Here is an 18,882-nt window from a genome sequence, read left to right as displayed (position 1 = left end):
GACGACGAACCAGGCCGCGGGCACCAGCGGCGCCCCGATGGTGCTGGCCGAGGGCGTCCACAAGTCCTTCGGCGCGGCCCACATCCTCAAGGGCATCGACCTGGAGGTCGCGCCCCGGGAGGTCTTCTGCCTGATCGGCCCGTCCGGCTCCGGCAAGTCGACTTTCCTGCGCTGCATCAACCACCTGGAGAAGGTCAACGCCGGCCGGCTGTCCGTCGACGGCGAACTGGTCGGCTACCGCGAGCACAACGGCAAGCTCTACGAGCTGCGCGACAAGGAGGTCGCCGCCCGCCGCCGCGACATCGGCATGGTCTTCCAGCGCTTCAACCTCTTCCCGCACATGACCGCGGTGGAGAACATCATGGAGGCGCCGATCCAGGTCAAGGGCGAGTCGAAGTCCGCGGCGCGGGAGCGGGCGGTCAAGCTCCTGGACCGCGTCGGCCTGTCCGACAAGGCCGGGAACTACCCCTCACAGCTCTCCGGCGGCCAGCAGCAGCGCGTCGCCATCGCCCGTGCGCTGGCGATGGAGCCCAAGCTGATGCTCTTCGACGAGCCGACCTCGGCCCTGGACCCGGAGCTGGTCGGTGACGTCCTGGACGTCATGAAGGACCTGGCGGCGGACGGGATGACGATGGTCGTCGTGACCCATGAGATGGGCTTCGCCCGCGAGGTCGGCGACTCGCTGGTCTTCATGGACGACGGGGTGGTGGTCGAATCCGGCCACCCGCGCGACGTGCTCGGCAACCCGCAGCACGAGCGGACGAAGTCGTTCCTGTCGAAGGTGCTGTAGTCGAAGGTGCTGTAGCGGCAGGAGCCCGTGCCGGGCTCCCCGGGCCGCGGCGAGACCTGCTCCCCCGGGAGGAGGCCCGCCGCGGCCCTTCCTCCGTTGCCGCCCTTCGCCTCCGCCCCCGTTCCGTGCGTGCCCCGCCCCGTCCTTCCCTCGTCACCGGCCGGTGCACCGGTGCGCCATGCCCCTACTTCAGGCCCAGCACCAGCGCATCCGTGGGCGAGGACCATACCGGCCGGGCCTCCGCGAACCCCGATTCGCGCAGTACGGCCGCATGCCATGCCGCCGAGGGGGTGTCGCCGTCCGCGTGCTCGCCGTAGATCTCGAAGCGCTCGGCGGTCGGCCCGGCCAGCCGCGGGTCGGCGGCCGCCAGCTGCCACCACGCGGCCCAGTCGACGGCGCCGGCCGCCTTCGCCGCGTCCATCCGCGCATGCCGGAAGGCCCGCTCGGCGGCGTTGATCCGCGGGGTGGCCTCCTCGGGCATGCGGTCGGCGTTCAGGAAGACGCCGCCGTCCCGCACCAGGGTGCCGAGCTGCCCATACAGGCCCCGGAGGTCCTCGGTGTGCAGCCAGTGCAGCGCGGTGGCGGTGAGCACCGCGTCGTAGGAGTCGTGCGGCAGCCGGTCCGTCCAGGCCGGGTCCTTGAGATCGGCGCGTACGAAGCGGACCCGGCGCTCGCCGGCGAAGTACCCTTCCGCGATGGCCAGCAGCGCAGGATCCAGATCGACGCCCACGCTCTCGGCCTCGGGGAACCGCTTCAGCAGCCGGTCGGAGATACTTCCCGTGCCGCAGGCGAGATCCAGCACCCGGGGCGCGGGGCCCACCAGCGCCTCGACCATGTCCAGCATCACCCGGAACCGCTCCTCGCGGTCGGGGAGGTACCACTCCTGCTGACGGTCCCAACTGTTCTGCCACGCCGCCCAATCGGCGCCGGCAACGGTCTCGGTCATCGCTTCCCTTTCAAGACGTAATACCCTCGTAGCAACAACACCTATTACCTCACGCAAGCATTCCGCACCTTAGCCCCAGCCCGTAAGGACTACAAGTGGAACTGGCCTATTACTCGGACTATGCCGTGCGACTGGTCAACACCGAGCAGCCCGAGCGCGGCACCGACACCCTCACCACGGTCGAAGCCGTACGCGACCTCTTCGGCCCCGCCCAGCAGGCCGCCCGGCGCGCGACCGAGAGCGACGTGACCCGGCTGCGCGCGGTCCGCGCCCGGCTGCGCGCCGTCTTCGAGGCCGCGGCCGGCGGCGACGAGGTGCGCGCCGTGGACCTCCTCAACGCCCTGATGATGGAGTTCCCGGTCAGCCCGCAGATCTCCGGCCACGAGAACCGCGACGATGGGGGCACCTCCCGCTCATGGGGGTCCCCCCGGTCATGGGGGTCCCCCCGCTCAAGCGGAGTCGAGAGTGGGGGAGCAGTCGAGAGTGAGGGAGGAGTCGAGAGCGGCGTAGCCGAGAGTGGGGGAGGCCGCCCCAACTGGCACATGCACATCGCCGACCACGCGGCCAACGCCACCGCGGGCTACACCGCGACCGCCTGCATGGGCCTGGCCTTCCACCTCACCGACCTGGGCATCGACCGGCTCGGCATCTGCGAGGCGCAGCCCTGCCGCAACGTCTACCTGGACACCTCGACCAACCGCTCCCGGCGCTACTGCTCCGACCGCTGCGCCACCCGTGCCAATGTCGCCGCCTACCGCGCCCGCAAGCGCCTGGAGAGCGAGCGCTCGGGCCGCACCGGCCGGACCGCCGAGACCACCCAGGAGAGCACCCCGGTGACCGAGCGTTGAATCCCCCGCGGGGGCCGCACCCGCACCCAGGCACGGGCGATGACCAGTTCGTCGGGAACGACCCCGAATTCCCGGCTGTCGTTCTCGACGAACGGATTGTCCCCCTGCACCCACCAGCCGCCGTCGCGCCGCCGCACGGCCCGCTTGACGATCAGCAGATCCTGGCGGAACGGGTGCCGCAGCACGACGACGTCACCGGGCCGCACCACGGCCCCGTACTGCACCACCAGCTGGTCCCCGGGCCGCAGCGTCGGCACCATCGACGGGTTGTAGACCTCGGCCAGCCCGAAGGCGCGGAGCAGCCCGCCCCGCCCGCTTCCCGCGTCCGCGTCCCCGCCCTGCTCCGGCCCACGCTCGTGCACCCGCTCCGGCATCCCGTACCTCCCGGCCTGGCCCCGGTCCGTCCCGCTCACCGGTCCATCCTCCATCAGCCCCACCCCGCTACCGGACTTTTGCCCTAAGACCCCCGGCCCGGCCAAGAAAAGCCTTCCCGCACCGAGTAATCTCGCACCTGAGAAGACGATCACGAGGAAGGACTGAACATGCTTTCGCGCCTGTTCGCCCCCAAGGTGAAGGTCAGCGCCCACTGCGACCTGCCCTGCGGCGTGTACGACCCGGCCCAGGCCCGCATCGAGGCCGAGTCGGTCAAGGCCGTCCAGGAGAAGTACCAGGCCAACGAGGACGCGGACTTCCGCACTCGCGCCGTCCTGATCAAGGAGCAGCGCGCCGAGCTGGCCAAGCACCATGTCTCGGTGCTGTGGAGCGACTACTTCAAGCCCCCGCACTTCGAGAAGTACCCGGAGCTGCACCAGCTGGTCAACGACACCCTCAAGGCCCTCAGCGCGGCCAAGGGTTCCAACGACCCGGCCACCGGCCAGAAGGCCCTGGACTACATCGCCCAGATCGACAAGATCTTCTGGGAGACCAAGAAGGCCTGACCTCAGGCTGGGCGTCCGACCCGCGTTTTCGCAGGTCACCTCGCCTCACTCTCCGCACCCGCTCCGCACGCCGCCCAGCAGGGCGTCCGTGACGGAGCGGGTGCGGTCTTCTTCGCGGCGCCCGGGGCGTCCAGGCGCCCTCGGACGTCCTCACCGACGGTCCCCTCAACGTCCTCACGGATGTCCTCACCGTCGCCGCCACTGCAGGCCCGCGTCGCGGCAGAGCATCCGCTGCCTCCCCCGGATTGCCCGCCGGGCTTCAGCCGACCGCTCGCCGACCCGGTGCACGCCGCTGGTACACCGTCACTCTCCGGCCGCGAATCTGCTCGTCGGACACCACGGTGAAGTACTCCTTCAGCAGGGCGAGCTTCACCCTGTCCCGCTCCGCCGACACCGGCTTCGCCACCTTCGTCGCGTCCGTGACGAGCAGGATCCGTCGCTGGGCCGGTATCGCGGCCCGTATCCGTGCCGGGTCGGCCTCCACACCCTTCAGCGTCCCCGAATCCCGCGGGCTTTCCACGAGGGCGACGTCCCGCAGGCCCGTGAAGGCGTCGGGGGAGACCAACGCGGTGTCGCGCCGTGCCGCCGGTATGAAGAGCACCGCAGCACCGCTCGTCTTGAGCCGCCGCACGTCTGCCGCCACGGCCAGGACGTCGTCCACCCGGCTGTCCGGGGAGCGCTTGGCCAGCGATTGCGGCACCAGCGCCACCATCGCCACGGCGACCACCACGGGGAGGATCCAGGTGGACGCCATGGGGAACCGTGGCGCGGCCGAGCGTATGGCCGCACCCAGCCCGGCACCGATCAACAGCGCCAGCCCCAGCATGCTGAACAGGATGTACCGGTCCAAATACAGCGGCTGGACCAGGGAGAGACCGATCAGGGCAAGCTGCGGCACCGCCAGCAGGGGTAACCCGACGGCCGCCGCCGACAGCCGGCCTGCCCGCGGCCGGTCCAGCAGGGCTCCGAGGCCGCCGATCGCCAGCAGGACGGCAGGGCTGATCATCATGTGCCAGGTCAGCGGCGGTATCCAGGAGACCTGGTCGGACTGGCCCCGGCTGAAGAGGATCAACGGCAGTACACCGGCGGTGGCGGTCGCCGAGGCCGCTGCCCAGCGCAGCCACATCCCGCGACCGGCCCCTGTCCAGACCAGAGTTGCCAGGTGCGCGGGCAGAATCAGCAGCGACAGCCAGTTCAGCAGCCCGCACACCAGGACCGTTCCGCCGTACGCAGCCCAGCACATCGCCCCGCCGCGCCCCGCGAGCACGGTCACCAGCAGCAGTGTCGAGACCGCAGCCCCGGCCGCGACCAGGGCATACGAGCGGCCCTCTTGGAGATGGAACTGCACGGCCGGGAGCAGGCCGAACGCCAGCCCTCCCCCCAGCCCCGCCCAGGTCCCGGCCAGCCGACGGCCGATGACCGCAGCGCAGGCCGCCGCCACCGCCATGGCCAGCACGGACGGCAGCCGCAGGGTCGTGGTACCGGGCCCGAAAAGCGCGAAGAGGCCGTGCATCAGCAGGTAGTAGAACCCGTGCACGACATCGACCTGTCCCAGCATGTGCCAGATCTCCTCGGGGGTCCGCAGGGCCACCTGCCAGGTGGCGGCCTCGTCCCGCCACACACTGTTCTCCCGGGAGAGCCCCCACAGGCCGAGGGCAACGGTCCAGACGATCGGGATCAGCCAGACGGGCAGGCGGAGTCGGTAAAGAGAGAGGAGACGGCAAAGAGATAAAGGAAAATCCATGACGGTGTTCAGGTTCCCGGCGTAGCGGTGCGGACCGAAGTCAGCTCCTGTGGACATGAAGGAGAGCTACCGGCCCGGCTGTTGTGTGGTGCGGATCGCCACAGAGGCGCGCATTCCCGCTGCCCGGGAGGCAGAAAGCATATTCTGTGCTGCTGCGAAGCTCATCGACAACTGCCGCCCCTGGAGAGGAACGCCACTTTCCGCCGTCGCGGCCGGCAGGCATCGCCGGCAATCCGGTGACCTTCGGTCACATCATGGGGCCAACGGCCGCTCACCAGCGCGCTTCAGCCGCGTTCTTCCTCCGCACACACCTTTCCGGCCCCTCTTTTCCCGGCCTGCGGCAGGAAATTGGACCGACGACTCGACGAGCGCCACAAACGGAATGCCCTCCATCCTTTCCGCTGTCCTCCAGGGCTGCTGATTCCGTCGGAGAAAAGTAGAGCATCGCATTCCGCAAGGAGGCGGCTTCTCGCCGGCGCATTCCTCCTTGACCAACTCCCCACGGGGGCAGCGGGGGGCGGTGGCCCACGCCGGGACGTCGTAAGTGCCGTGGGTGCCGTAGGTACCGTGAGTGCGTAAGAGCAACTGCGAGAACTTGCGTGAGAATGCCGGCCTGCGGCGCAGTCCGGTCCGCGCCGAGGGGCAGCGTTCAGGACGGCGCCGGGCCGCCCCGACGCCGGCCGTGGCCGGGCCCGCGGTGCAGGCCGCCCGCCGCCATGCCCCGGACGGGCAGTTCGTCCGCCTCCGCGCCGGCCGGGCCGATGCCCTTGGCCGCGGCCGCTCTGCCGTAGCGGTTCGCCAGGGGTGCGGAGGTGAGGCCGTGGGCGAGGACGCTGAGCAGGACGGTGAGGGTGACCACCGGGACCACCGCTCGGGTGTCGGGGGCCGCCAGCTCCTCGACCGCCAGCAGGCCGAAGATGATCGAGGCCAGTCCGCGGGGGCCGAACCAGCCCACGAACAGGACCGTTTTGAGGTCCAGTCCGCTCCCGATCAGGGACAGTGCCACGGGCAGCATCCGGATCACCGTGAGGCTCAGGACGGCGTAGACCGCGGTCTGCCAGGTGAGGTGGTCGAACACCTCCGGCAGCAGGAGGGCGCCGAAGACCAGCCAGACCAGTACGGAGAGCAGCGCGGCGGACTGCTCGACGTACAGGAGCACCCGCGGTGGCGCACCGTGTGCCGATCCGAAGGCCAGGCCGGCGACGAAGGCGGCGATGAAGCCGTTGCCGCCGAGCGCGAGCGCGGAGGTGTAGGCGAGGAGCGCCAGGGCCAGCACTCCTGCGCCGGCGAAGTCCTCGGCCGCCCAGCCGTTGCGGAGTGTGGTCCGCAGCAGCCATCCGGCGGCCAGTCCGACCACCGCGCCGTACGCCGTGCCGACGACGAGCTGCACCAGGGCGTGGCCGGTGGCGTCCGGCGGGGCGGTGTGCTCGGCCGCGGTCACCCCGGCCAGGGCGAGCACCACCAGGGGCGTGACGATGCCGTCGTTGAGACCGCTCTCGACATTGATGAGCCGGCGGATCTTCGCGGGGACGACGGGGTTGACCATCATCGTGGCGCCGAGCGCGGCGTCGGTGGGAGCGAGCGCGGCCCCGACGTACAGGGCCGCCCACCAGGAGACGCCGGGGAGCAGGGCGGCCGCCAGCACCGTGCCGAGGGCCACGCACAGCGGCAGCCCGATCCCCAGCAGCCGCACGTAGAGGCCGAGCTCCGGGCGCAGGGCCCGGAAGGAGAGCCGGGCGGCGTCGGTGAAGAGCACCCAGACCAGGGTGACCTCCGCGAGCAGCTTGACCGTCTCGTGCGGGAGGGCGAGGTGGAGGACCCCGGTGCCCTCGCCCAGCAGCAGGCCCAGCAGGACGAAGGCGGCGGGAGCGGTCAGCTCGAAGCGCTCCATCCGCCGCGAGCACAGACACCACAGGAACAGCAGGAGCAGGACCAGGGAAGAGGTGCCATCCACACGGGCCTCCAGGGCTTGGCCGCGCCGGCTTTCGGCACCCCCACTCTCGGTCATCACCGCACGGGTCGGTGGGCCCCCGGCGGCCGGGACCGCGGCTTTCACACGGTTGGTGGACAGGCCCGGCCGGCGGCGTCCTAGCCCCCCACCGGCAGCGGCCCGTTGTGCTGCACCAGCCAGGTCCGGTAGGCCTCACTCGCCCAGGCGGTCTCCATGTACGAGGCGGTCAGGTCGGCGAACAGGTCGTCGGCGGAGGCGGCGGGGGTGCCTTCCTGGCGGCAGGCCATGAAGAGGCGGACGGCCAGCGGGTCGCCGTACAGGGGGCGGATCGCCATGCCGTGCCGGGAGCGCGCGGTCGGCTGGCAGGGGGTGACCACCTCGCCGGCCGTGACCAGATCCACCGTGGTGAGGTAGTCGCCGTGCACGACACGGGGGTTGATACCGGCCGCGGCCCAGATGCGGCGCAGTCCCGCCCATTCGCCGTCCACGGTCGGGTCGACCATCCACTGGTCGTCGGCGAGGTCCGACACCCGGATGACCGTCCGCCCGGCCGCCGGATGGGCGGCCCCCACGGCGATGAACTGCGGTTCCCTGGCGATGAGTTCATGCTCGACCAGGCCGTCGGGGACCCGTAGCGGCGCGCCCTCGACCTCGTGGACGAAGGCGGCGTCGAGCTGTCCCGTCGCGACCATGTGGAGCAGCGCGTTGGCGGACACATCGGTTCTTATCGTGGTGTCGGTGTCCGGCAGCCGCACCCGGAGCCGGCGCAGCCACCCGGCGACCGCGGGGCTGTTGGTGCTGCCGATGTGCAGCCGCGTGCCCCGGTCACGGTGCGAAGCCGAGGCAACTTCGTCAATAAGTGCGCGCATTTCGGCCACTATCGGCCGGGCCCGGCACAGCACCGCATGCCCCAGGGGCGTGGGCCGGCTGCCGGTCGGTTCACGGAAGAAGAGCTGGCCGCCGAGGGCTTTCTCGATGCGGTGGAGCTGGGTCGTCAGGGAAGGCTGGGTCATGCCGAGCTGCCGGGCCGCCTTGCGTACGCTGCCGGAGTCCGCGATGGCGCACAATGCGCGAAGATGCCTTACCTCGAGCTCCACGTCCGGAGCATAACGACGTAGGCATACGTCACACCAGACTCTCAAACCTGCCGGAACGCGCTCTTTTTTCCGGGGTATTGGCCGGCGCTCCGGGGTATTGGCCGGTGCTATCGCCACCTGGCATCTCTGTCCTCCGCGTGAACTCCGTTCAGACTCAAGGGCACCAAGAAATCCGCAGGGCCCCGGTCGCCGCCCCACACGGCGACCGTACGGCCCTCGGAGTCAAAGGAGCCCCCACATGAGATCTCCCAAGACGGCGCTGTCGGCGGCGCTCGGACTGGGCCTCGTCGCCGCGCTCGCAGCCGCGGCGCCGGTTTCGGCAGCTTCCCCCTCCCCCACCCACTCCTCCCACAGCACCCCCGCTTCGATCGCGGCCTACAACGGCTCGGCGGCCGAGAAGGCCGACACCAAGGCGTTCTTCGAGGCCGTGGTGAAGTCGGCGAAGGCCAAGATGAAGGCCCACCCCGGCGCCGCCTCGGTGACCGTCACCTATGACGCCGGCGCGGCCCCGACCTTCGCGAAGCAGATAGCCGAGAGCGCGTCGATCTGGAACAGCGCCGTGTCGAACGTGAAGCTGCAGGCGGGCAGCGGCGGCGACTTCCAGTACCGCGAGGGCAACGACGCCCGCGGCTCGTATGCCAGCACCGACGGCCACGGCAAGGGCTATGTCTTCCTCGACTACCAGCAGAACCAGGAGTACAACTCCACCCGCGTGGCCGCGCACGAGACCGGCCATGTGCTGGGCCTGCCGGACCACTACGAGGGCCCGTGCAGCGAGCTGATGTCCGGCGGCGGCCCCGGCACGTCCTGCCAGAACACCAAGCCGGACGCGAACGAGAGCGCCAAGGTGGACCAGCTCTGGGCCAACGGCCTGGCCGGCGTCCACTTCGGCAAGGCCTCCTGACGCCCCCCGGGCCTTGTGACGTAACGAAGTTCGGCGGTGGCCGGCGGATGCGACCGAGCTGACGGTGGTCGGATCCGCACGGCCGGGGCTGTCGAGAGCCGGAACCTGGCGGCCGGCACTCGTACCCCACCAGCCCTCGCATCTCCTGCACCGCCCGTGCGGTGGGGCTCTCCGGAGCCCCACCGTTTTCGTCTGCCGGTGGCCAGCAGCGTCAGCCCCAGATCGCCTGTCCGGCTGCCACCCCGGCGAACGCCGCCGCCAGTCCGGCCGCCACGGTCACCACGACATTGGCCACCGCACTCGCCCGGGCCCGGTCCGCGGCCAGCCGGAGCGTTTCGTAGGAGAAGGTCGAGTACGTCGTCAGGGCGCCGCACAGCCCCGTGCCGAGCAGCAGTTGGACGTGCGAGGAGGCGACGCCCGCAAAGACCGCGCCGGTCAGCAGGCCGAGGATCAGGGAGCCGACGACGTTGACGGTGAAGGTGCCCCAGGGGAAGACGGTGTCGTGGCGGGACTGCACATAGCGGTCGGTGAGGAAGCGCAGCGGTGCCCCGACCATGGCACCGGCCACCACCAGCAGCCAGTTCACCCGTCTCCGCCCTCCCCGGCGCCCGTGCCGCCCTGTCCGCCCGTACGCCGGCAGGAGATCATCTCGCACGGGTCGAGGGTCACCAGCCCGCCGTCCGCGAGGAGTTCGTCCAGCTGCGGCAGGAAGGCCCGCACCCGCTCCTCCGCGTCGACGATGACGATCGCCACCGGCGTTTCCTCGCTCAGGGACAGCAGGCGCTGGGTGTGGACGATGCCGGAGGAGCCGAAGCCCTCGATCCCCCGGAAGACACTGGCCCCGGCCAGCCCCGCATGGCGCGCGCGGTGCACGATCTCCGCGTAGAGCGGTTTGTGGTGCCATACGTCCTCCTCGCCGACGAGGACCGTGAGCCGCAGCGCGGGGGCGCCGCCCGGATGTGCCGTGCCGTGTGTCATGCCGTCCGCCGCCTCAGTTGGAGAAGTGCCCGGGTGCCGGTCACCCCGGCCCACACGGCCGCGAGCGTGACCAGCACGGTACCGACGAGAGTGGCCAGGGCCGCGGCCACCCGCCCGGCGGCGACCAGCCGCTGGATGTCGACGGCGTAGGTGGAGAAGGTGGTGAAGCCGCCGAGGATGCCGGTGCCGAGGAAGGGGCGCACCAGCCGGTGGGCCGCGCGGACCTCGGTGATGACCACCATCAGGACGCCCATCAGCGCACAGCCGACGGCGTTGACGGTGAACGTGGTCAAGGGGAAGGTGCCGTTGGCCGTGGGCCACAGCAGCGCGGCACCGTAACGGGCCGCGGCGCCGATCGCGCCGCCCACCGCCACTACCCCGATCACCGGCCACTGCCCCTGCCAGGGCGCCGCCGGCCGGCCTCGCTCATCCATGTCTCTCCCGAGATCATCGCCGCCCTCAGGCTAACCCTGCGCGTTTGGCACCGCTGAACAGGGGATGTCCCCATCGAGCAGAGGGAGCGGCTGATCGCCGACGGCGAGTGGGACGCCGACACGAAGATCCCCGCCGAGCGCCGTACCGACGAGGATCTTCCTGCGCTGCGCGGTGCGCCGGCCGAGCGCGGCCGGGCCCGGGAGAGCGGCGAGCGCCCGTCCCGTCCTGCTCCGCCCCGCTCCGCGCGGGTCACGCCGGGACGGTCTCCCGTACGGGGTGGTGCCGGCTGATGTTGCGGGCCAGCAGTTCGGTGGCTTCCTTGACCCCGATCTCGCCGCCGCTGCCCCCGGTGGCGGGCAGCCGTCCGTCCGCGTACTTCAGCTCGGCCATCGCGGTCTCCATCGCCCGGTGCGCGGCGAACAGACAGGGGGTGCTGTAGATGGCCACATCGACGCCGAGTTCGGTCAGTTCGGTCAGCGAGAGCCGTGGGGACTTCCCGCCCGCGATCTGGTTGAACAGCAACGGCTTGGTGCCGAGGACCGCGCGGATCCGGCGGATCCCCTCGACGCTGCGCACCCCGTCGACGAGCACCACATCCGCGTCGGTCCCGGCCAGCGCCGCCGCCCGCCGCAGCATCTCGTCCTCCTCCGTGGCGTCCGTGCGCGCCACGACGAGCAGATCGGTACGGCTGGCCAGCACCAGGTTCAGCTTCTCCAGGTACTCCTCCAGCGGCAGCAGCAGCTTGCCGTCCGCGTGGCCGCAACGGCGGGGCCGCTTCTGGTCCTCCAGGATCACCCCGGTCGCGCCGGTCCGCTCCAGGCGCTGCACCACATGGCAGGCCACTTCGGGGTCGACATAGCCGTCGTCGATGTCCACCAGCAGATGGTGGCGCGGGAACGCTCCGCGCAGCCGCTCCACGAACGCGACCATGTCGGGCCAGGCGATGAACCCGATGTCCGGAAGCCCGTAGTACGACGCGGCGAAGCCGAAGCCGGACACGAAGAAGCCGTTGTAGTGCGCGGCGGCGATCGAGGCCGAGTGCATGTCGTGGACGCCGATCAGCGGCGTCGTCCCCTCGGCGGCGATCTCGTCACGCAGTGCTTGTCCGTACCGCAATGTGCACTCCTCACAGAACCGGCGGGGACCGCGGTCCGGCGTCCGGGGCGCGTTCGGGGACGCGCGGAAGGTGACGCCGCCGCGCGCACCCGCCCACGGGGGAACTGGTCAGAGCATGTCTATCCGGCGCATCGGCGGCATGCCTTTAACACGCCATGGCCTTCCCTGACTTTCTCTTTACGTCATCCCCGCGTGCGCACCCGGCGGACTTCCAGGGGCCGGACCGGGCCGCGGACGAGGAACGTCACAGCCAGCCGTTGCGCTTGAAGCCGCGGTGGATCACCCAGCAGAGAGTCACGATCAGCCCCATGACCAACGGATAGCCGAACGTCCAGTGCTTTTCCGGCATATGGTCGAAATTCATGCCGTACACACCGCAGACCATGGTCGGCACCGCCAGGATCGCGACCCAGGCACTGATCCGGCGCATGTCCTCGTTCTGGGCCACGGTGACCTGGGCGAGATGGGCCTGGAGTATGGAGTTGAGCAGTTCGTCGAATGCGGTGATCTGCTCGGTGACCCGGTCGAGATGGTCGGCGACGTCCCGGAAGTACGTCTTGATCCGGGGCTCGACCTGCGCCATCGGCTGCGTCGCCAGCTCCTGCATCGGCCGGTCCAAGGGAGCCACCGCGCGTTTGAGTTCCAGCAGCTCGCGCTTGAGCTGGTAGATCCGGCCGGCGCCGCCACTGCCGCGCACGGAGAAGACCTCGCTCTCGACGTCGTCGATATCGATCGAGACGGCGGCGGCGACATCGAGGTAGTCGTCCACCACCAGGTCGGCGACGGCGTGCAGCACGGCGGACGGACCGAGCGCCAACTGCTCGGGCACGGACTCCAGTTGCTCGCGCAGCGGGCCCAGTGAGCCATGCCCGCCGTGCCGTACCGTGATCACGAAGTCGGTGCCGGTGAAGACCATGATCTCGCCGGTCTCGACGACCTCGCTGGTGTCGGTGAGCCGGTCGTGCTCGACATAGCGGACCGTCTTGAAGACGGTGAACAGCGAATCGTCGTAGCGCTCCAGTTTGGGCCGCTGGTGCGCGTAGACCGCGTCCTCGACGGCGAGGGGGTGCAGCCCGAACAATTCGACAATTCCGGCGAATTCCTTCTCGGACGGCTCATGCAGCCCGATCCACACAAATCCACTGCCGGACTCACGGACCCGGCGGATCGCCGCGTCGGCCGGATGGTCGCCGTCCTGCCGCACGCCGTCCACGTACACCGCGCAGTTCACCACGGCGGTGCCGAGCGGCGAACGCGCCGGGTGACTGAGGTCGACACCCCGGGTGCGCGGCTGCGGCAGCCGGACGGCCTTGCGGAGGTTACTGATCATCGACACCGGGCCAGTATGGCCCGCCAGAGCGCATGAGCGGTACGGCGCAGCGGCTGTTTCACCCAGCGCGGCGGGGCGAAGACGCTGGGGAGTGGACGACGACACAGCGGCACCCCGCGGGAATACCCTAGGGGGGTATATCGTTCTCAGGGGGACGGCAGGGCACGCGCAGCACACCGAGGAGCAACCATGACGACCGCGGTCGGAGAGCACGGAGTCGAATTGGAGATCGGCGGGATGACCTGCGCTTCGTGCGCCGCCCGCATCGAGAAGAAGCTCAATCGCATGGAGGGGGTCACCGCCACGGTCAACTACGCCACCGAGAAGGCCAGGGTGACCGTCGCGCGGGGCAGCGGCGTCGAGACCGCCGACCTGATCGCCACCGTGGAGCGCACCGGCTACACCGCGGCCGTCCCGGAACCGCCTGCCCCGGCCCCGGCCCCGGACACCACCGGACCCGACGGTGACGAAGCCCACGGCCGGACGGCCGGGCAGCCGGAGGGCCGAGCGGAGGACCGCCGGCCCGGCGGCGACGGGCTCGCCGCGCTCCGTCAGCGCCTGCTGGTCTCCTTCGCCCTCTCCGTCCCGGTGGTGCTGCTGGCGATGGTGCCGCCCCTGCAGTTCACCAACTGGCAGTGGCTCTCGCTGACCCTGGCCGCGCCGGTGGTGGCATACGGCGCCTGGCCGTTCCACCGGGCCGCCTGGACCAACCTGCGGCACGGCACGGCCACCATGGACACCCTCATCTCCATGGGCACCCTCGCGGCACTGGGCTGGTCGGTCTGGGCGCTGTTCTTCGGCACCGCGGGCATGCCCGGTATGACGCACCCCTTCGAGCTGACCATCGCCCGCACCGACGGCAGCGGCAGCATCTATCTGGAGGCCGCGGCCGGCGTCACCACCTTCATCCTGGCCGGGCGTTACTTCGAGGCGCGCGCGAAGCGGAAGGCGGGAGCGGCGCTGCGGACGCTGCTGGAGCTGGGTGCCAAGGACGTCACCGTGATCCGGGACGGCCGGGAAGTCCGGATCCCCACCGCGGCGTTGCGGGCCGGCGACCGTTTCACCGTACGGCCCGGGGAGAAGATCGCCACCGACGGAACGGTGCTGGAGGGCGCCTCCGCCGTGGATGCCTCGATGCTCACCGGTGAGTCCGTCCCCGTCGAGGTCTCCCCCGGCGACACCGTCGTCGGGGCCACCGTCAACGCGGGCGGCCGGCTGGTCGTCGAGGCCACCCGGGTCGGCGCGGCCACCCAGCTCGCCCGGATGGCGCGGCTGGTCGAGGAAGCGCAGAACGGCAAGGCCGCGGCCCAGCGGCTGGCGGACAAGATCTCCGCGGTCTTCGTCCCGGCCGTGATCGCGCTCGCCCTCGGCACCCTCGGCTGCTGGCTCGCCACCGGCGCCGGCGCGGTGGCCGCCTTCACCGCCGCCGTCGCCGTCCTGATCATCGCCTGCCCGTGTGCCCTCGGGCTGGCCACGCCCACCGCGCTGATGGTCGGCACCGGACGCGGCGCCCAGCTCGGCATCCTGCTCAAGGGACCCGAGGTGCTGGAGTCGACCCGGCGGGTGGACACCGTCGTCCTGGACAAGACCGGCACGGTCACCACCGGCGTGATGACGCTCACCGGGGTGCACCTCGCCGAGGGCGTCACGGAGGCGGAGGTGCTGCGGCTGGCCGGCGCGCTGGAGCACGCCTCCGAGCACCCCGTCGCCCGTGCCATCGCCGCCGGCGCCGGGCAGCGGACCGCGGACGCCGCCCCGGGGGCGGCCCCGGCCCCCCGGCCGGCCCCCGAGGACTTCCTCCCCACCCCCGAGGACTTCGCGAACGTCCCCGGCCTGGGCGTCCGGGGAGTGGTCGAGGGACACACGGTTCTGGTGGGCCGCGAGCAGCTGCTGAACCAGGCGTCCCAGTTCCTGACGCCCCCGCTGGCGGCCGCCAAGGCCGCGGCCGAGGCCGAGGGGCGTACCGCGGTCGCCGTCGGCTGGGACGGCGCACCGCGCGCGGTGCTGGTGGTGTCCGACGCCGTGAAGCCCACCAGCGCCGAGGCGGTGCGCCGGCTGCGGGCGCTGGGGCTGACGCCGGTCCTGCTGACCGGCGACAACCGCGCCGTCGCGACGGCGGTCGCCGCCGAGGTCGGGATCGACGAGGTGATCGCCGAGGTGCTGCCCGAGGACAAGGTGGCGGTCGTCGAACGACTGCAGTCCGAGGGCCGCTCGGTCGCGATGGTCGGCGACGGCGTCAATGACGCGGCCGCGCTGGCCCGCGCCGACCTGGGGCTGGCGATGGGCACCGGCACCGACGCCGCCATCGAGGCCGGTGATCTCACCCTCGTACGGGGCGATCTGCGCACCGCGGCGGACGCCATCCGGCTGGCCCGGGCGACCCTGGGCACCATCCGGACCAACCTGTTCTGGGCGTTCGGCTACAACGTCGCGGCGCTGCCACTGGCCGCCGCCGGCCTCCTCAACCCGATGATCGCCGGGGCCGCGATGGCGTTCTCCTCGGTCTTCGTCGTCGGGAACAGCCTGCGACTGCGCCGCTTCCGGGCACTGGCCGGGTAGCGGGCCGGCGGACGCCGGCCGGGCGCCGGGGGCTGCCGCGCAGGGGCCCCGGAGTGCGGAGCGGCGCACCGGCCCCGAAGGCTTCCGGGACGCGCCCGCGAGCGGAGCAATACACCCCGGGCCCCGTAGCCCTGCCGTTGGATCGGGCGGGCTGCTGCCCCTGCGGGATTCCGCCCCGCCACCCGCGGGCGCCCCGTTCCCTGCGGGCCGCCCGCGGGCCGGATGCAGGGCCGACGCGGGCCGGACGCAGGGCCGACGCGGGCCGGACGCCAGAGGTGGATCTTCAGGGGTGGATCTCCAGGGGTGGATCTCCGCGGTTCTGACAGGTGTCTCCAGTTCTGGCGACGGAACATTGGCAGTTCACGCAGCCGCCGGCCGGCAGCGAGAGGTGAGACTGGTGACGTACCGCCCACCCACGTACAGGGGATTCCATGACCGGGTCACGCGTCCTGGCTCTCGGCCATTACCAGCCCTCCGGCGTGCTCACCAACGACGACCTCGCCACGATGGTCGACACCGACGACGCCTGGATCCGCAGCCGCGTCGGCATCCGCACCCGCCATGTCGCCGCCCCGGACGAGACCGTGGACGCCATGGCGTCCGCCGCCGCGGCCAAGGCCCTGGCCGCCAGTGGCCTGGCCCCGCAGGACATCGATCTGGTGCTGGTCGCCACCTGCACGGCCACCGACCGCAGCCCGAACACCGCGGCCCGGGTCGCCGCCCGGCTCGGGCTGAACGCACCCGCCACGATGGACCTCAACGTCGTCTGCTCCGGCTTCACCCATGCGCTGGCCACCGCCGACCACGCCATCCGGGCCGGTTCCTCGACCCATGCGCTGGTCATCGGGGCGGAGAAGTTCACCGAGGTCGTGGACTGGACGGACCGCTCGACCTGTGTGCTGGTCGGCGACGGGGCGGGGGCCGCGGTGGTCAGCGCCTCGCCCGAGCCGGAGATCGGTCCCGTGCTGTGGGGCTCGGTGCCGCAGATGGGCGGTGCGGTGCGCATCGAGGGCGAGCCGGCCCGGTTCTCCCAGGAGGGCCAGACCGTCTACCGCTGGGCGACCACCCAGCTGCCGGCCATCGCCCGCACGGTGTGCGAACGCTCCGGGATCACGCCCGCCGATCTTGCCGGCGTGGTGCTGCACCAGGCCAACCTGCGGATCATCGAGCCGGTCGCGCAACGGATCGGCGCGGTCAACGCGGTGGTCGCCAAGGATGTCGTCGACTCCGGGAACACCTCGGCGGCCTCCGTGCCGCTCGCCCTGTCCAAGCTGGTCGAACGCCGTGAGATCAGCTCCGGCGCTCCGGTGCTGCTGTTCGCCTTCGGCGGCAACCTCTCGTATGCGGGACAGGTCATCCGCTGTCCCTGAGACGGGCACCGCCACGTCCGATTCGTTCAAGACCGCGGCCCGGCGGGCACCCTACGCTCGCCGCATGACCAGCACTCCTTCCCCCAGTAGTCCTCCCGCCGGCACGCCGGCCTCCACCACACCGTCCACCCCGCGGTTCGCCGCCATCGGCATCGTCGTGACCGACATGGCCGCGGCCCTCGCCTTCTACCGCCGCCTCGGCCTGGACGTTCCCGCCGACGCGGACCACGCCCCGCACGCCGAGGCGCAGCTCCCCGGAGGGCTGCGGCTGATGTGGGACACCCACGAGACCGCGCGGGCCGTCGACCCGGACTGGACGCCGCCGCAGGGCGGCACCCCGACGGGGCTGGCATTCGAGTGCGCGGGCCCCGCCGACGTCGACGCGGTCTACGCGGAACTCACCGCCGCCGGCTATACGGGCGAGAAGCCGCCGTGGGACGCCTTCTGGGGGCAGCGCTACGCCGTCGTACAGGACCCGGACGGCCACGGGGTCGACCTGTTCGCGCCGCTGCCGTAGGGGGCCTGTCCGCCGTGGGACACGTTCGCCCTGGGGACTGTGAAGACGGGCCCTAGCCGATGTCCCCGGGGTGCTCGCGCAGGTACAGCGCGCCGCAGGTGTGGCAGAAAGGCTCTCCCTTGGGCGTGCCCCAGACGTCGGCCGTCTGAGTGGCGGCGGCCGGCGCCAGCTCCCGCCCGCACATCGCGAGGGTGCCGTCCAGCCGCACCATGTGCCAGATCTTCACCGGCGTGTCCGCGTGCGGCAGGACGCCTTCCTCGTACTCGGCGCGCATCTCGTGCTCCATGGCCGTGCACCTCCTACGCCCACGATGCGCCAGCCGCCGGGCGGCCACAACGGCAAGGGCACCGGGCCACGGCCGAAGGCCCCGCACGGGACGGCACCGGGCCGTGCGGCCGGAGGACTCGCGCGGACAGCACCGGGCCGTCCGCCCGTCAGAACACCGACCATCCCGTCAGCGTCGTGAAGTGGTCCAGTGCCGCGGCGCCCGCCACCGAGTTTCCGCGCGCGTCGAGTCCGGGGCTCCATACGCACAGCGTGCAGCGGCCCGGGATCACGGCGATGATGCCGCCGCCGACACCGCTCTTCGCGGGCAGCCCGACGCGGTAGGCGAACTCCCCCGCCGCGTCATACGTCCCACAGGTCAGCATCACCGCATTGATCCGCTTGGCCTCGCGGGCCTCCAGCAGGCGGCTGCCGTCGGCGCGCAGCCCGTGACGGGCGAGGAATCCGCCGGCGACGGCCAGGTCCCGGCAGCTCATCTCGATCGAGCACTGCCAGAAGTAGTGCTCGATGACGCTGGGGACGGGGTTCTCCAGGTTGCCGAAGGACGCCATGAAATGCGCCAGCGCGGCATTACGGTCGCCGTGTTCGGCCTCGGAGTCGGCCACCGCCTGGTCGAAGGCGAGGTCCGGGTTGCCGCTCTCCTCGCGCAGGAAGTGCAGCATCGAGGTGCTGGCATCGCCGGTGAGGGTCTGCAGCCGGTCGGTGACCACCAGCGCGCCCGCGTTGATGAACGGGTTGCGCGGGATGCCGTCCTCCGCCTCCAGCTGGACCAGCGAGTTGAACGGCGTACCGGACGGCTCGCGGCCCACCCGCTTCCAGATGTCGTCGTGACCGTCATGGCTCTGCGACATCACCAGCGCCAGCGAGAAGGCCTTGGAGATGGACTGGACGGAGAACGGGGTCTCCCAGTCGCCGACGCCGTACACGTCCCCGTGGATATCGGCCACCGCGATCCCGAAACGGTCCGCCGACACCCGTTCCAGGGCCGGTATGTAGTCGGCGACCCTGCCCTGTCGCACATACGGCCTGGCGTGGGCCGCTACCTCCTCGAGAACGGCCTGGTAGTCCATGACG

19 protein-coding genes are annotated in these 18,882 nt (G+C 71.4%); 7 read left to right on the top strand and 12 right to left on the bottom strand.

What is annotated here, in order from left to right; genetic code table 11:
• Window positions 1-37: 37 nt before the first annotated feature.
• The gene (locus tag CFW40_RS24320) at window positions 38-790 is read left to right on the top strand and encodes an amino acid ABC transporter ATP-binding protein (RefSeq protein ID WP_088802343.1); all 753 of its coding nucleotides are present in this window, start codon (window positions 38-40) and stop codon (window positions 788-790) included.
• Window positions 791-974: 184 nt separating this feature from the next.
• On the opposite strand, the gene CFW40_RS24315 is transcribed toward CFW40_RS24320, so the two are convergent.
• Entirely contained in the window at window positions 975-1,736 is a 762-nt protein-coding gene (locus tag CFW40_RS24315) for a trans-aconitate 2-methyltransferase (RefSeq protein ID WP_088799935.1), read from the bottom strand.
• 95 nt (window positions 1,737-1,831) lie between these two features.
• On the opposite strand from CFW40_RS24315, the gene CFW40_RS24310 reads away from it, so the two are divergent.
• Window positions 1,832-2,584 carry a CGNR zinc finger domain-containing protein gene (locus CFW40_RS24310; protein WP_088799933.1) on the top strand — a complete coding sequence of 251 codons (753 nt, stop codon included), beginning with the start codon at window positions 1,832-1,834 and terminating at the stop codon, window positions 2,582-2,584.
• Here CFW40_RS24310 and sodX read toward each other — a convergent pair.
• Complete coding sequence (sodX, locus tag CFW40_RS24305; protein ID WP_088799932.1) at window positions 2,488-2,958, bottom strand: nickel-type superoxide dismutase maturation protease; 471 nt, start codon at window positions 2,956-2,958, stop codon at window positions 2,488-2,490. The two genes, CFW40_RS24310 and sodX, sit on opposite strands and share 97 nt — an antisense overlap.
• Window positions 2,959-3,126: 168 nt before the next feature.
• On the opposite strand from sodX, the gene sodN reads away from it, so the two are divergent.
• Window positions 3,127-3,522 (top strand): superoxide dismutase, Ni, encoded by a 396-nt coding sequence (sodN, locus tag CFW40_RS24300; RefSeq protein WP_030085982.1) that lies wholly within the window; start codon window positions 3,127-3,129, stop codon window positions 3,520-3,522.
• 259 nt (window positions 3,523-3,781) lie between these two features.
• On the opposite strand, the gene CFW40_RS24295 is transcribed toward sodN, so the two are convergent.
• From CFW40_RS24295 to CFW40_RS24285, 3 genes are all read right to left on the bottom strand, one after another.
• Complete coding sequence (locus CFW40_RS24295; protein ID WP_088802342.1) at window positions 3,782-5,266, bottom strand: hypothetical protein; 1,485 nt, start codon at window positions 5,264-5,266, stop codon at window positions 3,782-3,784.
• A gap of 649 nt (window positions 5,267-5,915) precedes the next feature.
• Entirely contained in the window at window positions 5,916-7,220 is a 1,305-nt protein-coding gene (locus CFW40_RS24290; protein ID WP_088799930.1) for a sodium:proton antiporter, read from the bottom strand.
• Window positions 7,221-7,354: 134 nt separating this feature from the next.
• On the bottom strand, window positions 7,355-8,314 hold the full coding sequence (locus CFW40_RS24285) for a LysR family transcriptional regulator (protein ID WP_256331308.1): 960 nt from the start codon (window positions 8,312-8,314) through the stop codon (window positions 7,355-7,357).
• A gap of 238 nt (window positions 8,315-8,552) precedes the next feature.
• Here CFW40_RS24285 and snpA point away from each other — a divergent pair, with 238 nt between their 5' ends.
• Window positions 8,553-9,218 carry a snapalysin gene (gene snpA, locus CFW40_RS24280; RefSeq protein ID WP_088799926.1) on the top strand — a complete coding sequence of 222 codons (666 nt, stop codon included), beginning with the start codon at window positions 8,553-8,555 and terminating at the stop codon, window positions 9,216-9,218.
• A gap of 211 nt (window positions 9,219-9,429) precedes the next feature.
• Here the strand turns inward: snpA and crcB (CFW40_RS24275) are convergent, their stop codons facing one another.
• The 5 genes from crcB (CFW40_RS24275) to CFW40_RS24255 form a co-directional block, all read right to left on the bottom strand.
• On the bottom strand, window positions 9,430-9,804 hold the full coding sequence (gene crcB, locus CFW40_RS24275) for a fluoride efflux transporter CrcB (protein WP_088799924.1): 375 nt from the start codon (window positions 9,802-9,804) through the stop codon (window positions 9,430-9,432).
• A complete protein-coding gene (locus CFW40_RS24270; RefSeq protein ID WP_088799923.1) occupies window positions 9,801-10,196 on the bottom strand; it encodes a DUF190 domain-containing protein in 396 nt (131 codons plus the stop codon). The genes crcB (CFW40_RS24275) and CFW40_RS24270 overlap by 4 nt, the downstream gene beginning before the upstream one ends.
• Entirely contained in the window at window positions 10,193-10,630 is a 438-nt protein-coding gene (crcB, locus tag CFW40_RS24265) for a fluoride efflux transporter CrcB (protein WP_088799921.1), read from the bottom strand. The genes CFW40_RS24270 and crcB (CFW40_RS24265) overlap by 4 nt, the downstream gene beginning before the upstream one ends.
• A 250-nt stretch (window positions 10,631-10,880) precedes the next feature.
• Window positions 10,881-11,747 (bottom strand): oxaloacetate decarboxylase, encoded by an 867-nt coding sequence (locus CFW40_RS24260; protein WP_088799919.1) that lies wholly within the window; start codon window positions 11,745-11,747, stop codon window positions 10,881-10,883.
• 244 nt (window positions 11,748-11,991) lie between these two features.
• On the bottom strand, window positions 11,992-13,077 hold the full coding sequence (locus CFW40_RS24255; RefSeq protein WP_088799917.1) for a magnesium and cobalt transport protein CorA: 1,086 nt from the start codon (window positions 13,075-13,077) through the stop codon (window positions 11,992-11,994).
• Window positions 13,078-13,266: 189 nt separating this feature from the next.
• Between CFW40_RS24255 and CFW40_RS24250 the strand changes: the two genes are divergently transcribed.
• The 3 genes from CFW40_RS24250 (at window position 13,267) to CFW40_RS24240 (ending at window position 17,523) form a co-directional block, all read left to right on the top strand.
• A complete protein-coding gene (locus tag CFW40_RS24250; protein ID WP_088799915.1) occupies window positions 13,267-15,636 on the top strand; it encodes a cation-translocating P-type ATPase in 2,370 nt (789 codons plus the stop codon).
• A gap of 431 nt (window positions 15,637-16,067) precedes the next feature.
• Window positions 16,068-17,006, top strand: a complete 939-nt coding sequence (locus tag CFW40_RS24245; RefSeq protein ID WP_088799913.1) for a beta-ketoacyl-ACP synthase III — start codon at window positions 16,068-16,070, stop codon at window positions 17,004-17,006.
• Between the two features lie 64 nt (window positions 17,007-17,070).
• Entirely contained in the window at window positions 17,071-17,523 is a 453-nt protein-coding gene (locus CFW40_RS24240) for a VOC family protein (protein ID WP_088799912.1), read from the top strand.
• A 52-nt stretch (window positions 17,524-17,575) separates the two neighbouring features.
• Here the strand turns inward: CFW40_RS24240 and CFW40_RS24235 are convergent, their stop codons facing one another.
• Together CFW40_RS24235 and CFW40_RS24230 are read right to left on the bottom strand one after the other, a co-directional pair.
• Entirely contained in the window at window positions 17,576-17,809 is a 234-nt protein-coding gene (locus CFW40_RS24235; protein ID WP_088799910.1) for a hypothetical protein, read from the bottom strand.
• Between the two features lie 148 nt (window positions 17,810-17,957).
• Complete coding sequence (locus tag CFW40_RS24230) at window positions 17,958-18,878, bottom strand: glutaminase (protein ID WP_088802341.1); 921 nt, start codon at window positions 18,876-18,878, stop codon at window positions 17,958-17,960.
• Between the last annotated feature and the right edge of the window lie 4 nt (window positions 18,879-18,882).

Source organism: Streptomyces sp. 2114.4 (genome assembly GCF_900187385.1).
Lineage (GTDB): Bacteria > Actinomycetota > Actinomycetes > Streptomycetales > Streptomycetaceae > Streptomyces > Streptomyces mooreae.
The sequence above is the reverse complement of the archived record's forward strand: the minus strand, read 5'-3'. Positions and strand labels throughout refer to the sequence as shown.

Bases quoted from the DNA above. Each gene is read 5' to 3' on its own strand.
- CFW40_RS24320 (WP_088802343.1), top strand. From the start codon at position 38: ATGGTGCTGGCCGAGGGCGTCCACAAGTCCTTCGGCGCGGCCCACATC.
- CFW40_RS24315 (WP_088799935.1), bottom strand. From the start codon at position 1,736: ATGACCGAGACCGTTGCCGGCGCCGATTGGGCGGCGTGGCAGAACAGT.
- sodX (WP_088799932.1), bottom strand. From the start codon at position 2,958: ATGCCGGAGCGGGTGCACGAGCGTGGGCCGGAGCAGGGCGGGGACGCG.
- sodN (WP_030085982.1), top strand. From the start codon at position 3,127: ATGCTTTCGCGCCTGTTCGCCCCCAAGGTGAAGGTCAGCGCCCACTGC.
- CFW40_RS24295 (WP_088802342.1), bottom strand. From the start codon at position 5,266: ATGGATTTTCCTTTATCTCTTTGCCGTCTCCTCTCTCTTTACCGACTC.
- snpA (WP_088799926.1), top strand. From the start codon at position 8,553: ATGAGATCTCCCAAGACGGCGCTGTCGGCGGCGCTCGGACTGGGCCTC.
- CFW40_RS24270 (WP_088799923.1), bottom strand. From the start codon at position 10,196: ATGACACACGGCACGGCACATCCGGGCGGCGCCCCCGCGCTGCGGCTC.
- crcB (WP_088799921.1), bottom strand. From the start codon at position 10,630: ATGGATGAGCGAGGCCGGCCGGCGGCGCCCTGGCAGGGGCAGTGGCCG.
- CFW40_RS24255 (WP_088799917.1), bottom strand. From the start codon at position 13,077: ATGATCAGTAACCTCCGCAAGGCCGTCCGGCTGCCGCAGCCGCGCACC.
- CFW40_RS24250 (WP_088799915.1), top strand. From the start codon at position 13,267: ATGACGACCGCGGTCGGAGAGCACGGAGTCGAATTGGAGATCGGCGGG.
- CFW40_RS24245 (WP_088799913.1), top strand. From the start codon at position 16,068: ATGACCGGGTCACGCGTCCTGGCTCTCGGCCATTACCAGCCCTCCGGC.
- CFW40_RS24240 (WP_088799912.1), top strand. From the start codon at position 17,071: ATGACCAGCACTCCTTCCCCCAGTAGTCCTCCCGCCGGCACGCCGGCC.
- CFW40_RS24235 (WP_088799910.1), bottom strand. From the start codon at position 17,809: ATGGAGCACGAGATGCGCGCCGAGTACGAGGAAGGCGTCCTGCCGCAC.
- CFW40_RS24230 (WP_088802341.1), bottom strand. From the start codon at position 18,878: ATGGACTACCAGGCCGTTCTCGAGGAGGTAGCGGCCCACGCCAGGCCG.